Consider the following 14,032-nt stretch of genomic DNA (forward strand, 5'->3'; position numbering starts at 1 on the left):
ATGAGCGACGTCAGCATCTCCGCACCCAACCCCGTCCTCCAGCCCCGTTTGTGGGTGGAAACGCTGTGGCTGCTGGATTCGCTCACGGCCACCCAACCCCTGCGCGAAATCCCCTTGCAACGCGGGCTAAACCTGATCGTGTCGCCGCCGGGTACGGGCAGCTCTGGGCACGGCGTGGGCAAAACCGCGTTCTGTCAGTTGCTGCGCTTTGCGCTGGATGATCCGCTCTGGTCCGATGGCTCCACCTTGCGCGACGAACTGCTGCACAGCCGTGAGTTGAAAGAGGGCGCCGTCGCCGCGCGCGTGCACGTGGGTGGTGAAACCTGGACAGTGCTGAAGCCCTGGCTGCACCAGAAGCAATACCGTGCATCGCGCACGGCGGACTGGAAGCAACTGGCAGCCAACGAGGCTGAGAATGAATTCGCCGCCTACCAGGCCGCGCTGCGGCGGCATCTGGTGGAGATACTGCCCGTGCAAAAGCTGCCGGGGTCCGAGCAGTCCATCGAATGGCATCAGATTCTGGCCTGGTGCTCGCGCGACCAGAATGCCCGATACCACAACTACTACCAGTGGCGTGCGGACGGCTCAGGCTTCAGTTGGCCCGCCAAATCACCTGCCGCGCTGATGCAGATCGTGCTGGGCCTGCTGCCCGATGGCACCACCTTGCGCGAGCTGGACGGCACGGCCAAAGCGCTGGAGAAGCACAAAGCGGATTTGCAAGCGCTGCGCGAGGAGCCCGCCCGCTTGCTGAAACACGTGCGCCGCCAACTGGCCCGCCACCTGAACGTCTCCACCAAAACACCGTTCCGGCAAGATGGCTTGCTTGAACACCCCAACCTGATCGGTTTTGCCAAGCAACGGCATGAGGCCTATCAACAGGAACTGGTGGCCATCAATGCCGAACGGCAAGAGCTGGCAGCACAGCGCCAAGCATGGATGGAAAAGCGTGCGCCGCTGAAAGCGGGCATCGATCTTCTGACCAACCGAATCCAGCAAAACGAAGCACTTGCCGCTGGTGATATGCAGGCGGTCAAGCGGCTGCAAAACGAAGCCTCGTCGTTGCAGCAGTTGCTGCCCACGCGCTGCGATGCAGGAAGCCGCTTGCTCAAGGAATGCGATCACGTGATGGAACGAATCGAGCAGACGCAGATTGACCGAAGGCAGCGCATTACACAGCACCAGCGCTCCAAAGAAACGCTTGAAAACGAACTGCTGCCCCTGCGCCGCCGACTGGCCGAGCTGGAGGCCGAAACGGCTCCCATGAATGAGCAACTGACAGCCATTGATCAGCAGGATGCCGCGCTGACGACAAGGCATGCACAGTCCCTGTCCGCCGACCAGCTTCTCAGCGATGCCATAGAGGACTATGAACTGTATGAAGACATTGCCACAGGCAAGTCAACCTCACCGGAGATCGGGAAGCTGGAGCGTCAACTGGAATCGACCCAGCGCCGCCATGGTCAGCTTCAAATCCAGCTCGTCAAAGAGCGCGATGCAGTGGCGGGGCGCCGCCAGGTCATCAGTGCCACGATGCAGTCTGTCGCCAAGTCACTACCCTCATTTCACTGGGGCGTGCTCAGCGATGACGACAAGTACCGCAACCGCCCGTTCCAGATGGGGCCCAGGCACTCGACGACCTTCAAGGTGCTCGAAATTCTGGCCGGAGACATTGCTTGCCTGATGGACAGCACCTCTCCTGAAAGCTTTCATCCAGGCTTTCTTCTGCATGACTCGCCCCGAGAGGCGGAGATGAGCGAATCCATGCTGTGGGCACTGCTGGGCCACGTGGCGTCGAGCGAAAGCGATGCATTTCAGTACATCGTCACCACCTCAACAGAGCCAGCAGAAGCGTTCAAGCGCTTTGAGCGTCTCAAACTTTCTTCGGACAGTGAAGATGGCCTTCTGCTACGTCGCCGCGTGGGTGCGGAGCAGAGGCCATTAGCGTGAAGAATGAGGGCATGGACAGATTCACACAGATATTGATGACGTGCGATAAATAGAAATCCGGAGAATTGCCTCAATGCTTACCCACCTGCACATCAAAAATTTCAAGGCTTGGAAAGATACCGGGCCTATTCGCTTGGCTCCGCTCACCGTGCTCTTTGGCGCCAATAGCGCGGGTAAGAGCAGCCTAGGCCACCTGCTGCTGGCATTGCAGCAAACTGCACGCTCCACCGATCGCAAGCGCGCGCTGCATCTGGGTGACACCTCATCGCTGATCGATCTGGGCACGTTCACCGATTGCCTCCATGGGCACGATTTGACGCAATCACTTTCCTTTGAACTGGGTTGGACTCTGCCCAAAGCAATGGATGTGCGTGACCCGCTGCAAACCGAAGCCCGCTATCAGGGCAATCACATGCGACTGGATGTGGCACTCGCCGCCAACAAGGCACAGCAACCGGAAGTTCAGACGTTGCGATATGGCTTATTTACAGGTGAGAAAGAGGTGCTTGATGTTGTGCTTGAGCGCGACGAGAAGCGCAAGCTCCATCTGACATCTGAGCTCTACGGCTTCAAGATGGCCGATGGACGCAAGTGGCCGTTGGAAGAGCCCGAGAAGTTTTACCGTCTCTCGGACACCAGCATGGCTCGATACAAGAACGCAGGCTTTCTGGCGGACTTCGCCCTGGCCACCGAAAGCATGCTGGAGCGTATCTCCTACCTGGGGCCCCTGCGCAGTCATCCTCAGCGTATTTACCAATGGTCGGGCGATACACCTGCCAGCGTCGGGCAGATGGGCGAGTACACCATCGCTGCCATTCTGGCGGCGCAAGGCGAAGGCCGACGGCTCAATCGGCAGGTCGGGCACCACACCAAGGGTTTTGCCGAGTTCATTGCTGCGTGGCTCAAAGACTTGGGTGTCATTCACGACTTTGCGGTGCGCCCCGTGGCCGCAGGGCGTAAGGAATACGAAGTGCTGGTGAAAACACACGCCAAGGCACCAGAAGTCAAGATTACCGATGTTGGCTTCGGAATTTCTCAGGTGCTGCCGGCGTTGGTGCAAGCGTTTTACTGCCCACCGCATTCCACCATATGGATGGAACAACCCGAGATTCATCTGCACCCGCAAGTTCAGGCCGAGTTGGCCGATGTCTTCATTTCCGCGACTCAGGCCCGCGAGGGCGGGAGGCCTCGTGACGTGCAGTTGATTGTGGAGAGCCACTCCGAGCATTTCTTGAACCGCTTGCAGCGCCGGGTTGCAGAGGGCGTTGTCAAGCCTGAAGACGTGGCGGTGTACTTTTGCCGTCGCGCGGATTCAGCCACGGAGTTGGAGCCATTGAAGCTCAACATGTTTGGTGAAATCGAGAACTGGCCACCGAATTTTTTCGGTGACGAGATGGCCGACATTGCGGGGCGTACCTTAGCGGCCATGAGGCGGAAAAAGGAGATCAACCAACAAGGTGGTGCGCTGTGAAGGCAGTGATTGATACCAATGTGCTACTGGTCGCTAACGGTCAGCATGCGGATGTTTCGGAGGATTGTGTGATCGCATGTGTGACTCGCCTGCAGTCAATCCAACAATCAGGCGTTGTGGTCATTGATGATGGCTACCGGCTTGTGGGTGAGTACCACCACAAAACCAGCCTGACACCTCCAAAGGGTGTCGGAGACAAGTTCCTGAAATGGATCCTGCAACACACCGGAACGTCAAGGGTAGAGCAAGTCAATCTAAACGAAACCGTTCCAGACTGTTTCATCGAATTCCCCGATCCAGCGCTCGAACCACTATTCGACGCGCCAGATCGCAAATTTGCTGCTGTGGCCCATGCCCACCCGGACAAACCCAAGATCTTGCAAGCGGCAGATTGCAAATGGCTGGACTGGTGGCCAGCGCTCCGCGCCAAAGGTGTCGAAGTCGATTTCCTATGCCCAGCTGATGCCTGCTCGTTCTACAACAAGAAATTTCCGAAATACCCCGCCCCCCAGCTGCCGGATTGAACGCCATGGGTAAGGATTTCTTCCGTTTCCCCACCACTTCGCACCTCGCCTGGCTGGCCAAGGACGGCATGCCACGTGACGACAAGGTGTTGTCGCCCGCCGAAGCGCAGGCGCTGCTGTCTGGCAACGTAGTGGTGGAAGAAAAGCTTGACGGTGCGAACCTGGGTCTTTCTCTGTCGCCAGATAGCGCACTACGCGCCCAAAATCGTGGCCAGTATCTGAGCGATCCCCATACGGGGCAGTTCGCGCGCCTGCCCGCTTGGCTGACGCAACATGAACCCGGCTTGCGTACCGTACTCCGCCCGGAGTTAATGCTGTTTGGCGAATGGTGTGCCGCTCGCCATTCACTGGGCTACGACGCGCTGCCCGACTGGTTCTTGCTGTTCGATGTATATGACCGCAGCATTGGACGTTTCTGGAGCACTTCCCGGCGCAACGCGCTGGCCGCAGAGGCCGGGCTGTCCACGGTGCCGCTGGTATCGAGTGGCCTCACCACCCTGGCAGCGCTGAAGCAGTTGCTAGTGGATACGCCTAGCCGCTATCGCGCCGGGCTGCCGCTGGAAGGCGTGGTGGTGCGGCGCGAATCGGGCGAGTGGTGCGAAGCACGTGCCAAGCTGGTGCGACCCGATTTCACCCAGGCCATCGACACCCATTGGCGCAAGCGCACCATCGACTGGAACCGGGTGGATTGGACTCGCGTAGAGACGCATTGACATGGTGTTGTCCATTTCTAAGTGCGATTTCCCCACCGTTGATGTCAGCAGCGACCAACCCTCTCCTGAACTGGCCGGGGCGTCGTTTCGAGGCGTATCGGATCAAATCGGATGAATTCGGATGTCCCATCCAATATCACAGCGTCGCCCATGAACCCGCTGCAACGCGCGCTCGTTGAAAAAACCGGCCACGACCATGGTTTTGAGCATGTGCTGACCAGTGACCTGGAAGGCGTGACGCTGGCCTCGGCACTGCATGCGGCACGCGCGTCGGTCTCGGTGCTACCCGAGGGCGGCTACCTGCTGCGACTGCAAGCAACCACCCCAGCGTTGTTGCCCGAGATGCTGCGCTCGTTTGCCCAGGTGCTGCGTGCTGACGGTTTTGCGGCCAGCAGTGAAGCTGCGCTGGCAGCGCTTCTGGGCCGCAGCGCCAGTTTGGCACGGGCCTTGCCCAGCCAAGCGGCACAGGACTTTGAGGCTGCCGTGTCCAGCCAGTTGGCCCAGTTGCCTGCTGGGCTGGGCGGCACCGAGGTGGAGCGCTTGGTACGTCAGCGGGTCGGCCAGCAAAAGTTCCGCGAGGCTATGCTGGACTACTGGGGCGGCACCTGCACTGTAACCGGCGTGACCCTGTCCGAAGTTTTGCGAGCGAGCCACGCCAAGCCCTGGGCAGAGTGTGCAAACGATGCCGAGCGGTTGGACGTGTTCAACGGTTTCTTGCTGGTCGCCAATCTGGACGCGCTGTTCGACCGTTTTTTAATTAGCTTTGACAACACGGGGCGGTTGTTGGTGTCTTCCGCCCTGCACGTTGATGATCAGCATCGCTTGGGGTTGCAACCGGGCATGAAACTGCGCTGGCTCGGTGAAGCCCATCGGGGCTATCTGGCTTGGCATCGAAAGCAGTGGGAAGAAGGGACCGGGTACTGGCGATAGGCAAAGACCGGGCAATCAACCATCGCAGCCCCATTGCAGCCCTTGGCAGCATGCATCCGGCACCGTAGCAGCACACATCCGACGCTTGGCAGCACGAAGTTGGCTCGCTGATGGCGCGCCCATGGCACACACGGGGGTCAAGTAACAATCTTCGCCAGTTGCCTTCTTGGCACCATGGCGGCATGCAATGAGCACCCGCATGGCTCCATGACAACACGTATGACCGCATCTGCGGCACCAATCGCATAGGCGGCACCTCCATGGAGCCAATGCGGTACGCTGGCTACACGCTGGCGGCTCCATCGTGACGTCTTCGCAGCACGCTCATTGGACGCAGCTAACCCAAAGAGCCCCTGTCCCCAGTGCAAAAAACCCATTCTTTGTGCTATGGCATGCAGCACAAAGAATGGGGCCGCTGGGTCAGATTTTGGAAGAAATCAGACACGGCGGCATCCTGGGGACAAAGCCACCCACTCCTGCGTCCAAACCAACGCCTCCATTTGCGGCCATTTGCCGCGTTGCCGCCACTCGCGGTCTTGGTGCCTAAAGCGACGGTGTTTCCTTGGTGCCGGCCATCCGCCTCAGCAGTTTCGACCTTGTAGGCGCAGGGCAAGTCATGCGCTCCTTTACCGCCGGCGCCCTGCACGTGCGTGGTCAAACGTCCCCGGCCGAATGCAGCTGCCGTTCATATCGGTCACCCCGCAAAACCCCACGCCAAAGGCCGCAAACCCCAGCCGCGCCCGATCACGGCTGTAGTCCAGACAGTCATGGTGGTGGCCGTGGAACGCCTTGCCCACCCGCAGGCTGCGCGCCAATTCGTCAATGGCCTCAAAGCCATGCGGATGGGCGCTGGGTGCCTCGTGTGTCACCAGAATGTCGGCGTGCTGTGAAACCAGGCAAAAGTAATCCTCCGGAAAGATGGAACTGCGGTGCTTGCGCGGCAGCCCATCGCGCCAGCGATTACCCCTGCCGCAGCGCGCAGTGAACTCCTTGGAGCTCTCGTACAGCCAATCCACCGGCGGCGTCCATACCTGCCCACGAAACACACCGCCCAGCCCTGCAATGCGCACTCCATCGACCAGGGCAACGCGCCCATGCAAGTTCCTGTCTGCCAAGGCCGAGCCAAACAGGTGGTCGTAGTCGGCATCGGAATCCGTGTCATGGTTGCCATGGATGAACCAGACTTCGGTCATTCCCAGGATGGATTCCAACTCGGCATCCAACGGGCGCTGTGCCTGCAAGTCGCCCAGGAAGACGATGGCTGCCGGGCGATCTCTGGAGACGATCTCCAGCACATGCCGGAAGTGGCCGTGGGTGTCGCCAAAGAAGTAAATCATTGCGCACCCCTTGGCGGGGCAACGTCTAAGTTGACCAGCACTTCTTGCCAGGTCAATGCCCGAGGCAGAGCCTGGCCCGCGTGCAGCAGCAGAGCGGCGATTTCCCCCGATGGCCAGTCCAAATTCCCCCACCTGTGGCCACCCCAAATTCCCCAGGCAAGACCGGTTGGATTATGACGACTCAGTGCCGATGGCGATGCGTGCGGCGGCCTCTTTGAGCCGGTAGCTCTTGCCCTCGAATTCCAGCATCGTGCAGCGGTGCATGAGGCGGTCCAGGATGGTGGTCGCCATTGTGGCGTCGCCCAGATAGCGACCCCAGTCCTGCACCACGCGGTTGGAGGTCACCACGATGGCGCGGCGCAGCTTGTAGCGCTGATGCACGATGGCCTGCAGGACCTCGGCGGCGTGCTCGCTGATACGCCTGGCCAGGAACAGATCGTCCAAGATGATCAGGTCAGGCTCCACCCACTCCTTGAGCAGGCCGATGCGCTCGGTGGCACTTGCCAGCGCGTAGCGGGCGAATTCGGCGTCGGCCTCGAGGTAACGCACATCGTGGCCGCCCAGCGTGGCCTGGTAGGCGATGGCCTTGGCAATGTGAGACTTGCCGGTGCCGGGTTTACCGACGATGAGCGCGTTGGAACCCTCGGCGATGAACTTCAGGGTGTGCAGCTCAAAGCAGGCCGCGCGGGGCAGCTTGGGGTTGAAACGCCAGTCGAAGTCGGCCAGGCTGACCTTCTCGTCCAGACCCGAGCGCTTGTAGCGGCGCTCTGTCAGGCGCGATCGGCGCCGGTCGAGCTCATCCTGAAGCATGGCGGCGAAGGTCTGCAGAAATGGCTCCTGGGCGACCTGGGCCTGCATCACGCGGGTCGACAGGGTCTCGGCAATACCCGACAGGCGCAGCTGGCGCAGCGCGCGCTCGATCTCGACCATGTTCATGGCTGGCTCCCAACTGCGGCGGTGGCCGCAGCGTGGGCAAACAGGTCACCGTATTCATCGGCATCGCGGATCAGCTCGTGCTGCTGGGTCAGGGTCGCCGTGGTGGGCGTTACATGCTCGCCACCGGCCTGGGTCTCGATGGCTTCAAGCGCATCGGCAAAGAGCGCCTCTGTCAATGCCTGGACGCGCTTGAAGCTGTAGATGCCCTGCTCCAGAGCCTGGGCGCAAGCGGCGTTGACACAATGCGCCGGATATCGGCGCACCAGGCCGACGATGCCCCAGAGCTTGCGCTGGCCCACCCGGCCCTCGATGGCAAAGAGCAACTGGCACAGCCGGGCGGCGTGTTCGCCAATCTGGCCGGCCTGGCGCAGGATCAGGCGGGTCTCACGCGAGGGGTTGAACACCCGCTCATCCTGGGGCAGCACCACGGTGCCGGGGCGTTCAGCCTTGGGGTGACTGCGCAGCAAGGTGCCGGTTTGCAGATCAAAGATCTGGATGCGCTGGGCGAAGATGCGCACCCGCACCTTCGATCCGATGACCGCCGGGCGCGCGGCGTAGCTGCTGTGCTCCACCCGCACACAGCTGTCGTCGCACACCGTGCGCTGGACCTCTTCGAAATACTGCATGCCCAGCAGTGGCAAAGCTTTGAGGTGGGGGCGTTCTTCCGCGAACATGGCCTGCACCTGGCGCCGCTCGGTGCCGTGGATGCGCTTGGCTGCCCAATTCTTCTCCCATTGCGCCAGGAAGGTGTTCTGCTCTTCGATGGACTCAAAGCGCCGGCCCTTCAAGGCCGTGGCCTGGGTGTGGCCGATGGCGTGCTCTACCGTACCCTTGCGGTTGGGGTCACGCACCCGGGCCGGGTCGGCCACCACGCCGTAGTGCGCCAGGGTGGCGGCATAGACCGGGTTGAGTTCGGGCTCATACAGGTCGGGTTTGATGACGCCCTCTTTGAGGTTGTCCAGCACCACGTACTGCGGGCAGCCACCGAAGTGGCGAAACGCGCGCTCGTGCAGCTCGGCCCAGACCTGCTGGCTGGACTTCCAGACCACGTGCCGAAAGCTGGCCCGCGAGTAGCGCAGCGTGGCCACGAACAGGCGCGGTTTGCGGTACCGGTTGCTGCCCGGCACCCGGGTGGGTGCACCCTCACCGTAGTCCACCTGCATCTCCTCTGCGGGCAGGAAGGACAGGCGGTCGAATTGTTCGGGCTCCTTGTGACGCAGCCGGGCCACGAAGCGTTTGACCGAGTTGTACTGGCCGGCAAAGCCGTGGACATCGACCAGGTCCTGGTAGATGGCCGTGGCGTTGCGCTTGAGACGCAGTTGGGCCTCGATGAAGTCGCGGTACGGCTCGCATAGGGAGGCGGCCACTGACGTGGGAGCCGGTGGCCAGGGTGGGGGAATTTGCGCGGCCACGTGAGCGGCCATGGCATCAGGGCCGGTGGCCACCCCGGGGGAATTTGACTGCTCGGCCTGCCGGCGACGTTGGTAACTCCTGACGGTCTTGCGGTCGATTCCGGTGATGCGCGCGATCTCGCGCTGGGTGCTGCCACGCTCGAGCAGCGTGTAGACGGTGGCCCGTTGGTTGGGTTTCAAGACATTCACTCCTTGGCCTCCCCTCGGGGAAGACCAGAACTACTGTCCTGCCAACAGGTGCCAGCGGCGCCGGCGTTTACCCCCTGTCCCCGATCAACTCAGGTGGGGGAGTTTGAGGTGGCCATCAGTGGGGGAGTTTGGGTGGCCGCCGGGGGCGATTTCATCCTGGCGCGCCATCTTCTGTGCGGGCGACCATTGGCTGGCATAGCCCATCTTGAGCAGCAGCGCCCACTCCTCACACAGGGCGTCTGCCTGCCTTTGGCTCATCGGCTGGGCATCGTTGGCTGTCATGTTGATCTCCGGCCAGGGATTGTTGTCACAAGCACGAGCTTGCATGGAGCGGCAATTTCATGGATAGTTAGTTTAACTAGTGTTGTTAATTAAACAAGCATGGCACGTCCACGAACCGGCAGGCGGTCGTCCGCCGAATACCAACGTCGCTACCGCGAGCGCAAGAAGGCCCAGGGTGCCATGGCGCAAACCAACTGGATGCTGGACGTGCGCCTGACGGATGCGATCCGGCACGAGGCCAAAGCTCGGGGCCTGCGCGAATCTGAACTCGCCACGGAAATCCTGGGCGAGTGGTACGAGGCCCGGTTTGGCGGCCGATTACCACCGGCGCAGGCCGTTCCGCCCCAAGACACCGCTGCGCCTCCCCCACCACCGACGCCCATCAACGCCACGGTCGAACTGTTGCTGGGCAAGCTGGAGGAGCTGGGTTTCGTCATTCCGCTGCAGGGCATGGCTACGCAGTGCCTGCATGGGGACGAACGCAATGGCCTGTGGGCCACGGTCTCCCTCAACGGGCTGGATGCCATCGAGTTCGGCCTGGTCGAGCGCACCGACAGCGTGGCGCAGAACATCCTGCATTGCGTAGTGGACACGGTGACACGCCATGCCTGGCTGACTAGTGACGTCTATGGCGAGCTGAACCAGGACAGGGACATCGGCACCAAGATCAACACAAAAGGCCTACAGGCGCTCGACGATGCATTTATGCAACTACGCGAGTTCATCATGGCCAAGCGCAAGCCACTGCACTATGAAGAAACGCTGGCCGCTCTGCCGGGCTATCTGGACCAGGAGCCGTCACGCTCGCTGCTGGCTCTGGCATTTCAGCGGGTGGGTCTGGAGCTGGTGCATGTGCCCTCTACCGATCTGGTGATTTCTGCGGCAGAGCCGCCGCAGAACATTGCGCTGCATGACCTGGAAGCACTGGCGCAGTACGTGCGGCAGGAGTTTTTGTGCATGGGGCGAACGATCTACACCGTCCCCCTCTGGGATGGCGGAGAACTCATCGCCTACGCACCCGAGGCCCGCGCCACCGTGTATGCAGGACTACGGATGCTCCCCTGATGCAGAGAAAGGACAGCCATGAACACCACCGAGGCCGCTGATCTGGCTGCCGAGCTGCGCAAAGCAGCGCAAGACCTGCTGCTGTGTGTCAACGCCATCGTGGGGCAGGAGCAATCCCTGGCCACTGATTTGCTGAGGCATTTTCCGGGACGATTGGAGTTGTTGGCCTTGCGTATCGCGCCACGCCCACAGGCCGATATGCCACCTGATTGGCCACAGTGGAATGCATCCGGTGAAGACCATTTTCAGGCCCTGCTGGAGCGCCAGCGGTGGCGGTTGCAATGTCGTTCGGAAAGGCGCGCTCTGTGAATCGGAATCTTCGCACCCTGCGCCACTGGATTGCTTGCGGCCTGGCCTTGTCTGGCGTTGGCCTCGCGTGTGCACAAATGCCCGTGCCGCTGCTCGATACCGCTGCCGCACCAGCCACAGTGCAGCAGCTCGAAGCCTTGCTTCAATGCAAGGCCGGAACGGTGTTGACGACCGATGAAGTGGAATCCAAGCTCCGCGCCATCGGCCTCATCAAAGGGGCGGATGGCTTCTTGATGCCTTCACAGAAAGGCCCTCTGCCATCGCTGTTCGGAGACGAGGTGGTGGCAGCGCTGGTCACAGCCGCTGACGGTGAAAACAGGGCAACCGTCTATCTGAAACGCCTGGCAGGCAAGCAGCTGGCCAAGCGGCTGGGCGTCAGCCAGATCGACGAACAGGCGGACACTAACGAGCCGTCGTACTTCAAGCAAACCAGCAAAAAGACGACCTTGCTGGTCGGCGCGGCATCTGAGGTTTTTGTGGGCATCGACGGCGTCGGGTACCAATCGGCGGTGGCTTGTCAGCAGGTCCGATGAACATCAACACGCACATATTGGATGCATAGACACTTCGGATTCCTCGCTCATTGGCTTAGTTTGCTAAAACGCAGATCAGGATCGACAGCCAGGGTCTTTCTGGATACCGAATTCACCGGGCTCGACTGGCGCTATCCACGTCGCCTGATTTCGATCGGACTGGTGGCCAGCGAGGAGAGTCTGGGCGAATGGTATGCAGAGGTCGATGGCTGGTCAGTGGAGGATGGCCCTGCCCGAAGTCTTGCGCGCGAGCCACGCCAAACCCTGGGCAGAGTGCGCCAACGATGCCGAGCGGCTGGACGTGTTCAACGGCTTCTTGCTGGTCGCCAATCTGGATGCGCTGTTCGACCGTTTTTTGATCAACTTTGACGACACGGGTCGGTTGGACGGCTTTCAAGAAGCCACCGTGAAACTGGCGCTGCAGCTCCGGCAAATGGGCAGATCTTTCCGCGAATACCTCAAGGGCCTGGTGTTGTAACACTGCGGCACCCTGCCGCGACACAGTCTGTCGCGGCTCACCAGACAATCCCCTCATTCAGCCCAAACAGGCTCTTGCGCGTGCCCCAAAAAGCGCAAGCAGCTATCAAGAGAGGAGTATTCATGCCCACAGGCGCGTTGCCCGACCCGCTATACCACCTGGCACGCCAGCACTTGCTATTCTCGGGAGACACCCGCATCTCGTCTTTACAGCGGTGGCTGCGCATAGGATACGAACACGCCCGTGCCCTACGTGAGGCTCTGCGAGGCGACGCATTGGACTACCACGCAGACACCGACACCTGGCATATCCATCCCAACGCCGACCGACAGACCGACTATCTGTTGGCCGACAAACTCCAACGCGCCGCACACTTGCTGCAAGGCTCCAGCGCGCTGATGATCGCTACCGGCGAGGGCATGGCTGCCGACAGCGGCCTGCCAGACTTGCGCGACGCAGCCACCTTTTCGCACACCTGGCCAGCGCTTGCCAGACAGGGGCTCGGCTTTGAAAAAATGACCTCGCCTCAAGCCTTCGATGAACACCCCGCCACGGCGTGGGGCATGTATGGCCAGCGGCTGAACCTGTGTCGCACCACAGAGCCCCACGCCGGATACACCCTGCTGCGCCAGTGGGGTCAGCGCATGCCGCACGGCTGCTTCGTGTTCACCAGCAACGCCGACGGGCACTTTCACAAAGCCGGTTTCCCGGCCGCCCGCATCTACGAATGCCTCGGCTCTATCCACCGGCTGCAATGCACAACGGCCTGCGGTGCCCACCCATGGCAGACCGGCCGCCTGCACCCACAGGTGGACAGCGCCACCTTGGAGTGGCAAGGCGATTTGCCTCACTGCCCCCGCTGCGGCGCTCTGGCACGGCCCAACCTGTTGATGATCGATGACGGGCAATGGAACCCCATCCGCAGCACCCAGCAACGGATGCTGCTGGACATGTGGCTCGACAGCACCCCCTCCCCGCTGGTGTTGGAGATAGGTGCCAGCCGTGCCGTTGCCACCGTACGCAACTTCACCCGGCGCATGCAGCGGCGCGGCAGCCCTCTGATTCGCATCAACCTGCACGAGGCGAACATCCACAACCCCGGCGACATCGAGCTGGCGCTGGAGGCCAAGGAGGCACTGGAAGCGATTGCGACGCACCTTCCTCAGGGCGGCTGAGCATGCCCCCAGACATTTTTCTGCAAAGCGTTCGGGCATTCACTCGGGCAGAACCGCCACCGATTCCTGCACCGGCCGTCACCACGATTCGATACGCTGCTGGATCAGCATCACATCCGTCCAAATTTTTCCAATGCCCAAGAGCGCGCCCCAGTCGTAGCCCAGAACATGATCGCAAAGGTCATGGAAAAGCCAGCAGTGGTATTCACCCTGCAAGGGGAGGCCATCCCATTGCGGGTATTCGTTCCAGTTGCGCCGGGGGTTGCCTTCGTCCAGGCAAGTCACCCACGAAAAGCGACACATTTTGTCGCAGCCACGCCGGATGATGCAGCCATACAAGGAGTTGAACCATGCCCCAACTGTTCCACACCATCGACCACATCGCCCGCACCTAACAGCGTAGCGTGCTGATGCTCTCGTTCCACGACCGCGCACTCAAGGAGCGCCATCCGCCAGCTAATCATCAGCTGGCTGAACGCCAAGGGCATTGCCTGGCAGCCCTGCGCGCCTTTCATGTCAAGCGGGGTGATGATGTGCGGCTACATGGGGGATATTTACCTTGACATTCCTTACGACAAGGATTTACCGCTATACCAAGAGTTGGAAGCATATTTGCAATACTCGGACGACCGCATGCGCTTCGACAATGTGATGTTCCGCTACATACCTCTGGAACTGGCAATGGAAAACGCCGAGCAGGATGAACCAGGCTTCCTTGACAATATGTGAAA

At 61.0% G+C, this 14,032-nt stretch carries 16 protein-coding genes; 11 read left to right on the top strand and 5 right to left on the bottom strand.

Going from position 1 to position 14,032, the window contains the following annotated elements; all coding sequences use genetic code 11:
- From I3K84_RS08915 to I3K84_RS08935, 5 genes are all read left to right on the top strand, one after another.
- Positions 1 to 1,947 carry a chromosome partitioning protein ParA gene (locus I3K84_RS08915; RefSeq protein WP_196995931.1) on the top strand — a complete coding sequence of 649 codons (1,947 nt, stop codon included), beginning with the start codon at positions 1 to 3 and terminating at the stop codon, positions 1,945 to 1,947.
- A 73-nt stretch (positions 1,948 to 2,020) separates the two neighbouring features.
- Entirely contained in the window at positions 2,021 to 3,418 is a 1,398-nt protein-coding gene (locus I3K84_RS08920) for a DUF3696 domain-containing protein (RefSeq protein ID WP_011804274.1), read from the top strand.
- Positions 3,415 to 3,942: a hypothetical protein gene (locus I3K84_RS08925; protein ID WP_011804273.1), complete on the top strand. Its 528-nt coding sequence runs from the start codon at positions 3,415 to 3,417 to the stop codon at positions 3,940 to 3,942. The genes I3K84_RS08920 and I3K84_RS08925 overlap by 4 nt, the downstream gene beginning before the upstream one ends.
- A gap of 5 nt (positions 3,943 to 3,947) precedes the next feature.
- The gene (locus I3K84_RS08930; protein ID WP_196995932.1) at positions 3,948 to 4,655 is read left to right on the top strand and encodes an RNA ligase family protein; all 708 of its coding nucleotides are present in this window, start codon (positions 3,948 to 3,950) and stop codon (positions 4,653 to 4,655) included.
- Positions 4,656 to 4,805: 150 nt separating this feature from the next.
- Positions 4,806 to 5,585 (top strand): HNH endonuclease, encoded by a 780-nt coding sequence (locus I3K84_RS08935; RefSeq protein WP_231403445.1) that lies wholly within the window; start codon positions 4,806 to 4,808, stop codon positions 5,583 to 5,585.
- Between the two features lie 626 nt (positions 5,586 to 6,211).
- Here the strand turns inward: I3K84_RS08935 and I3K84_RS08940 are convergent.
- From I3K84_RS08940 to I3K84_RS08955, 4 genes are all read right to left on the bottom strand, one after another.
- A complete protein-coding gene (locus I3K84_RS08940) occupies positions 6,212 to 6,922 on the bottom strand; it encodes a metallophosphoesterase (RefSeq protein ID WP_011804269.1) in 711 nt (236 codons plus the stop codon).
- 171 nt (positions 6,923 to 7,093) lie between these two features.
- Positions 7,094 to 7,858 (bottom strand): IS21-like element helper ATPase IstB, encoded by a 765-nt coding sequence (gene istB / locus I3K84_RS08945; protein ID WP_011804279.1) that lies wholly within the window; start codon positions 7,856 to 7,858, stop codon positions 7,094 to 7,096.
- The gene (istA, locus tag I3K84_RS08950) at positions 7,855 to 9,459 is read right to left on the bottom strand and encodes an IS21 family transposase (RefSeq protein WP_034303860.1); all 1,605 of its coding nucleotides are present in this window, start codon (positions 9,457 to 9,459) and stop codon (positions 7,855 to 7,857) included. The genes istB and istA overlap by 4 nt, the downstream gene beginning before the upstream one ends.
- An 84-nt stretch (positions 9,460 to 9,543) precedes the next feature.
- On the bottom strand, positions 9,544 to 9,786 hold the full coding sequence (locus tag I3K84_RS08955; RefSeq protein WP_196995934.1) for a hypothetical protein: 243 nt from the start codon (positions 9,784 to 9,786) through the stop codon (positions 9,544 to 9,546).
- Between the two features lie 54 nt (positions 9,787 to 9,840).
- On the opposite strand from I3K84_RS08955, the gene I3K84_RS08960 reads away from it, so the two are divergent.
- The 5 genes from I3K84_RS08960 (at position 9,841) to I3K84_RS08980 (ending at position 13,301) form a co-directional block, all read left to right on the top strand.
- A complete protein-coding gene (locus tag I3K84_RS08960; RefSeq protein ID WP_011804267.1) occupies positions 9,841 to 10,806 on the top strand; it encodes a hypothetical protein in 966 nt (321 codons plus the stop codon).
- Between the two features lie 18 nt (positions 10,807 to 10,824).
- Positions 10,825 to 11,115, top strand: a complete 291-nt coding sequence (locus tag I3K84_RS08965; protein ID WP_041835896.1) for a hypothetical protein — start codon at positions 10,825 to 10,827, stop codon at positions 11,113 to 11,115.
- 77 nt (positions 11,116 to 11,192) lie between these two features.
- The gene (locus tag I3K84_RS08970; RefSeq protein ID WP_231403446.1) at positions 11,193 to 11,648 is read left to right on the top strand and encodes a hypothetical protein; all 456 of its coding nucleotides are present in this window, start codon (positions 11,193 to 11,195) and stop codon (positions 11,646 to 11,648) included.
- 223 nt (positions 11,649 to 11,871) lie between these two features.
- Positions 11,872 to 12,126, top strand: coding sequence for an HNH endonuclease (locus I3K84_RS08975; protein WP_041835894.1), 255 nt, complete (start codon positions 11,872 to 11,874; stop codon positions 12,124 to 12,126).
- A 275-nt stretch (positions 12,127 to 12,401) separates the two neighbouring features.
- Positions 12,402 to 13,301 (top strand): Sir2 family NAD-dependent protein deacetylase, encoded by a 900-nt coding sequence (locus I3K84_RS08980; protein WP_049756452.1) that lies wholly within the window; start codon positions 12,402 to 12,404, stop codon positions 13,299 to 13,301.
- Between the two features lie 78 nt (positions 13,302 to 13,379).
- Here I3K84_RS08980 and I3K84_RS08985 read toward each other — a convergent pair whose 3' ends face one another.
- Positions 13,380 to 13,586 carry a hypothetical protein gene (locus I3K84_RS08985; protein ID WP_196995937.1) on the bottom strand — a complete coding sequence of 69 codons (207 nt, stop codon included), beginning with the start codon at positions 13,584 to 13,586 and terminating at the stop codon, positions 13,380 to 13,382.
- A gap of 228 nt (positions 13,587 to 13,814) precedes the next feature.
- Here I3K84_RS08985 and I3K84_RS08990 point away from each other — a divergent pair, with 228 nt between their 5' ends.
- On the top strand, positions 13,815 to 14,030 hold the full coding sequence (locus I3K84_RS08990) for a hypothetical protein (RefSeq protein WP_049756451.1): 216 nt from the start codon (positions 13,815 to 13,817) through the stop codon (positions 14,028 to 14,030).
- The last annotated feature ends 2 nt before the right edge of the window (positions 14,031 to 14,032 follow it).

Source organism: Diaphorobacter sp. JS3051 (genome assembly GCF_015832135.1).
Taxonomy (GTDB): domain Bacteria; phylum Pseudomonadota; class Gammaproteobacteria; order Burkholderiales; family Burkholderiaceae_C; genus Diaphorobacter; species Diaphorobacter nitroreducens.

Excerpts from the sequence above, each read along its gene's own strand:
- I3K84_RS08915 (WP_196995931.1), top strand. The coding sequence starts at position 1 with ATGAGCGACGTCAGCATCTCCGCACCCAACCCCGTCCTCCAGCCCCGT.
- I3K84_RS08920 (WP_011804274.1), top strand. The coding sequence starts at position 2,021 with ATGCTTACCCACCTGCACATCAAAAATTTCAAGGCTTGGAAAGATACC.
- I3K84_RS08930 (WP_196995932.1), top strand. The coding sequence starts at position 3,948 with ATGGGTAAGGATTTCTTCCGTTTCCCCACCACTTCGCACCTCGCCTGG.
- I3K84_RS08935 (WP_231403445.1), top strand. The coding sequence starts at position 4,806 with ATGAACCCGCTGCAACGCGCGCTCGTTGAAAAAACCGGCCACGACCAT.
- I3K84_RS08940 (WP_011804269.1), bottom strand. The coding sequence starts at position 6,922 with ATGATTTACTTCTTTGGCGACACCCACGGCCACTTCCGGCATGTGCTG.
- istB (WP_011804279.1), bottom strand. The coding sequence starts at position 7,858 with ATGAACATGGTCGAGATCGAGCGCGCGCTGCGCCAGCTGCGCCTGTCG.
- I3K84_RS08955 (WP_196995934.1), bottom strand. The coding sequence starts at position 9,786 with ATGCAAGCTCGTGCTTGTGACAACAATCCCTGGCCGGAGATCAACATG.
- I3K84_RS08960 (WP_011804267.1), top strand. The coding sequence starts at position 9,841 with ATGGCACGTCCACGAACCGGCAGGCGGTCGTCCGCCGAATACCAACGT.
- I3K84_RS08965 (WP_041835896.1), top strand. The coding sequence starts at position 10,825 with ATGAACACCACCGAGGCCGCTGATCTGGCTGCCGAGCTGCGCAAAGCA.
- I3K84_RS08970 (WP_231403446.1), top strand. The coding sequence starts at position 11,193 with ATGCCCGTGCCGCTGCTCGATACCGCTGCCGCACCAGCCACAGTGCAG.
- I3K84_RS08975 (WP_041835894.1), top strand. The coding sequence starts at position 11,872 with ATGGCCCTGCCCGAAGTCTTGCGCGCGAGCCACGCCAAACCCTGGGCA.
- I3K84_RS08990 (WP_049756451.1), top strand. The coding sequence starts at position 13,815 with ATGTCAAGCGGGGTGATGATGTGCGGCTACATGGGGGATATTTACCTT.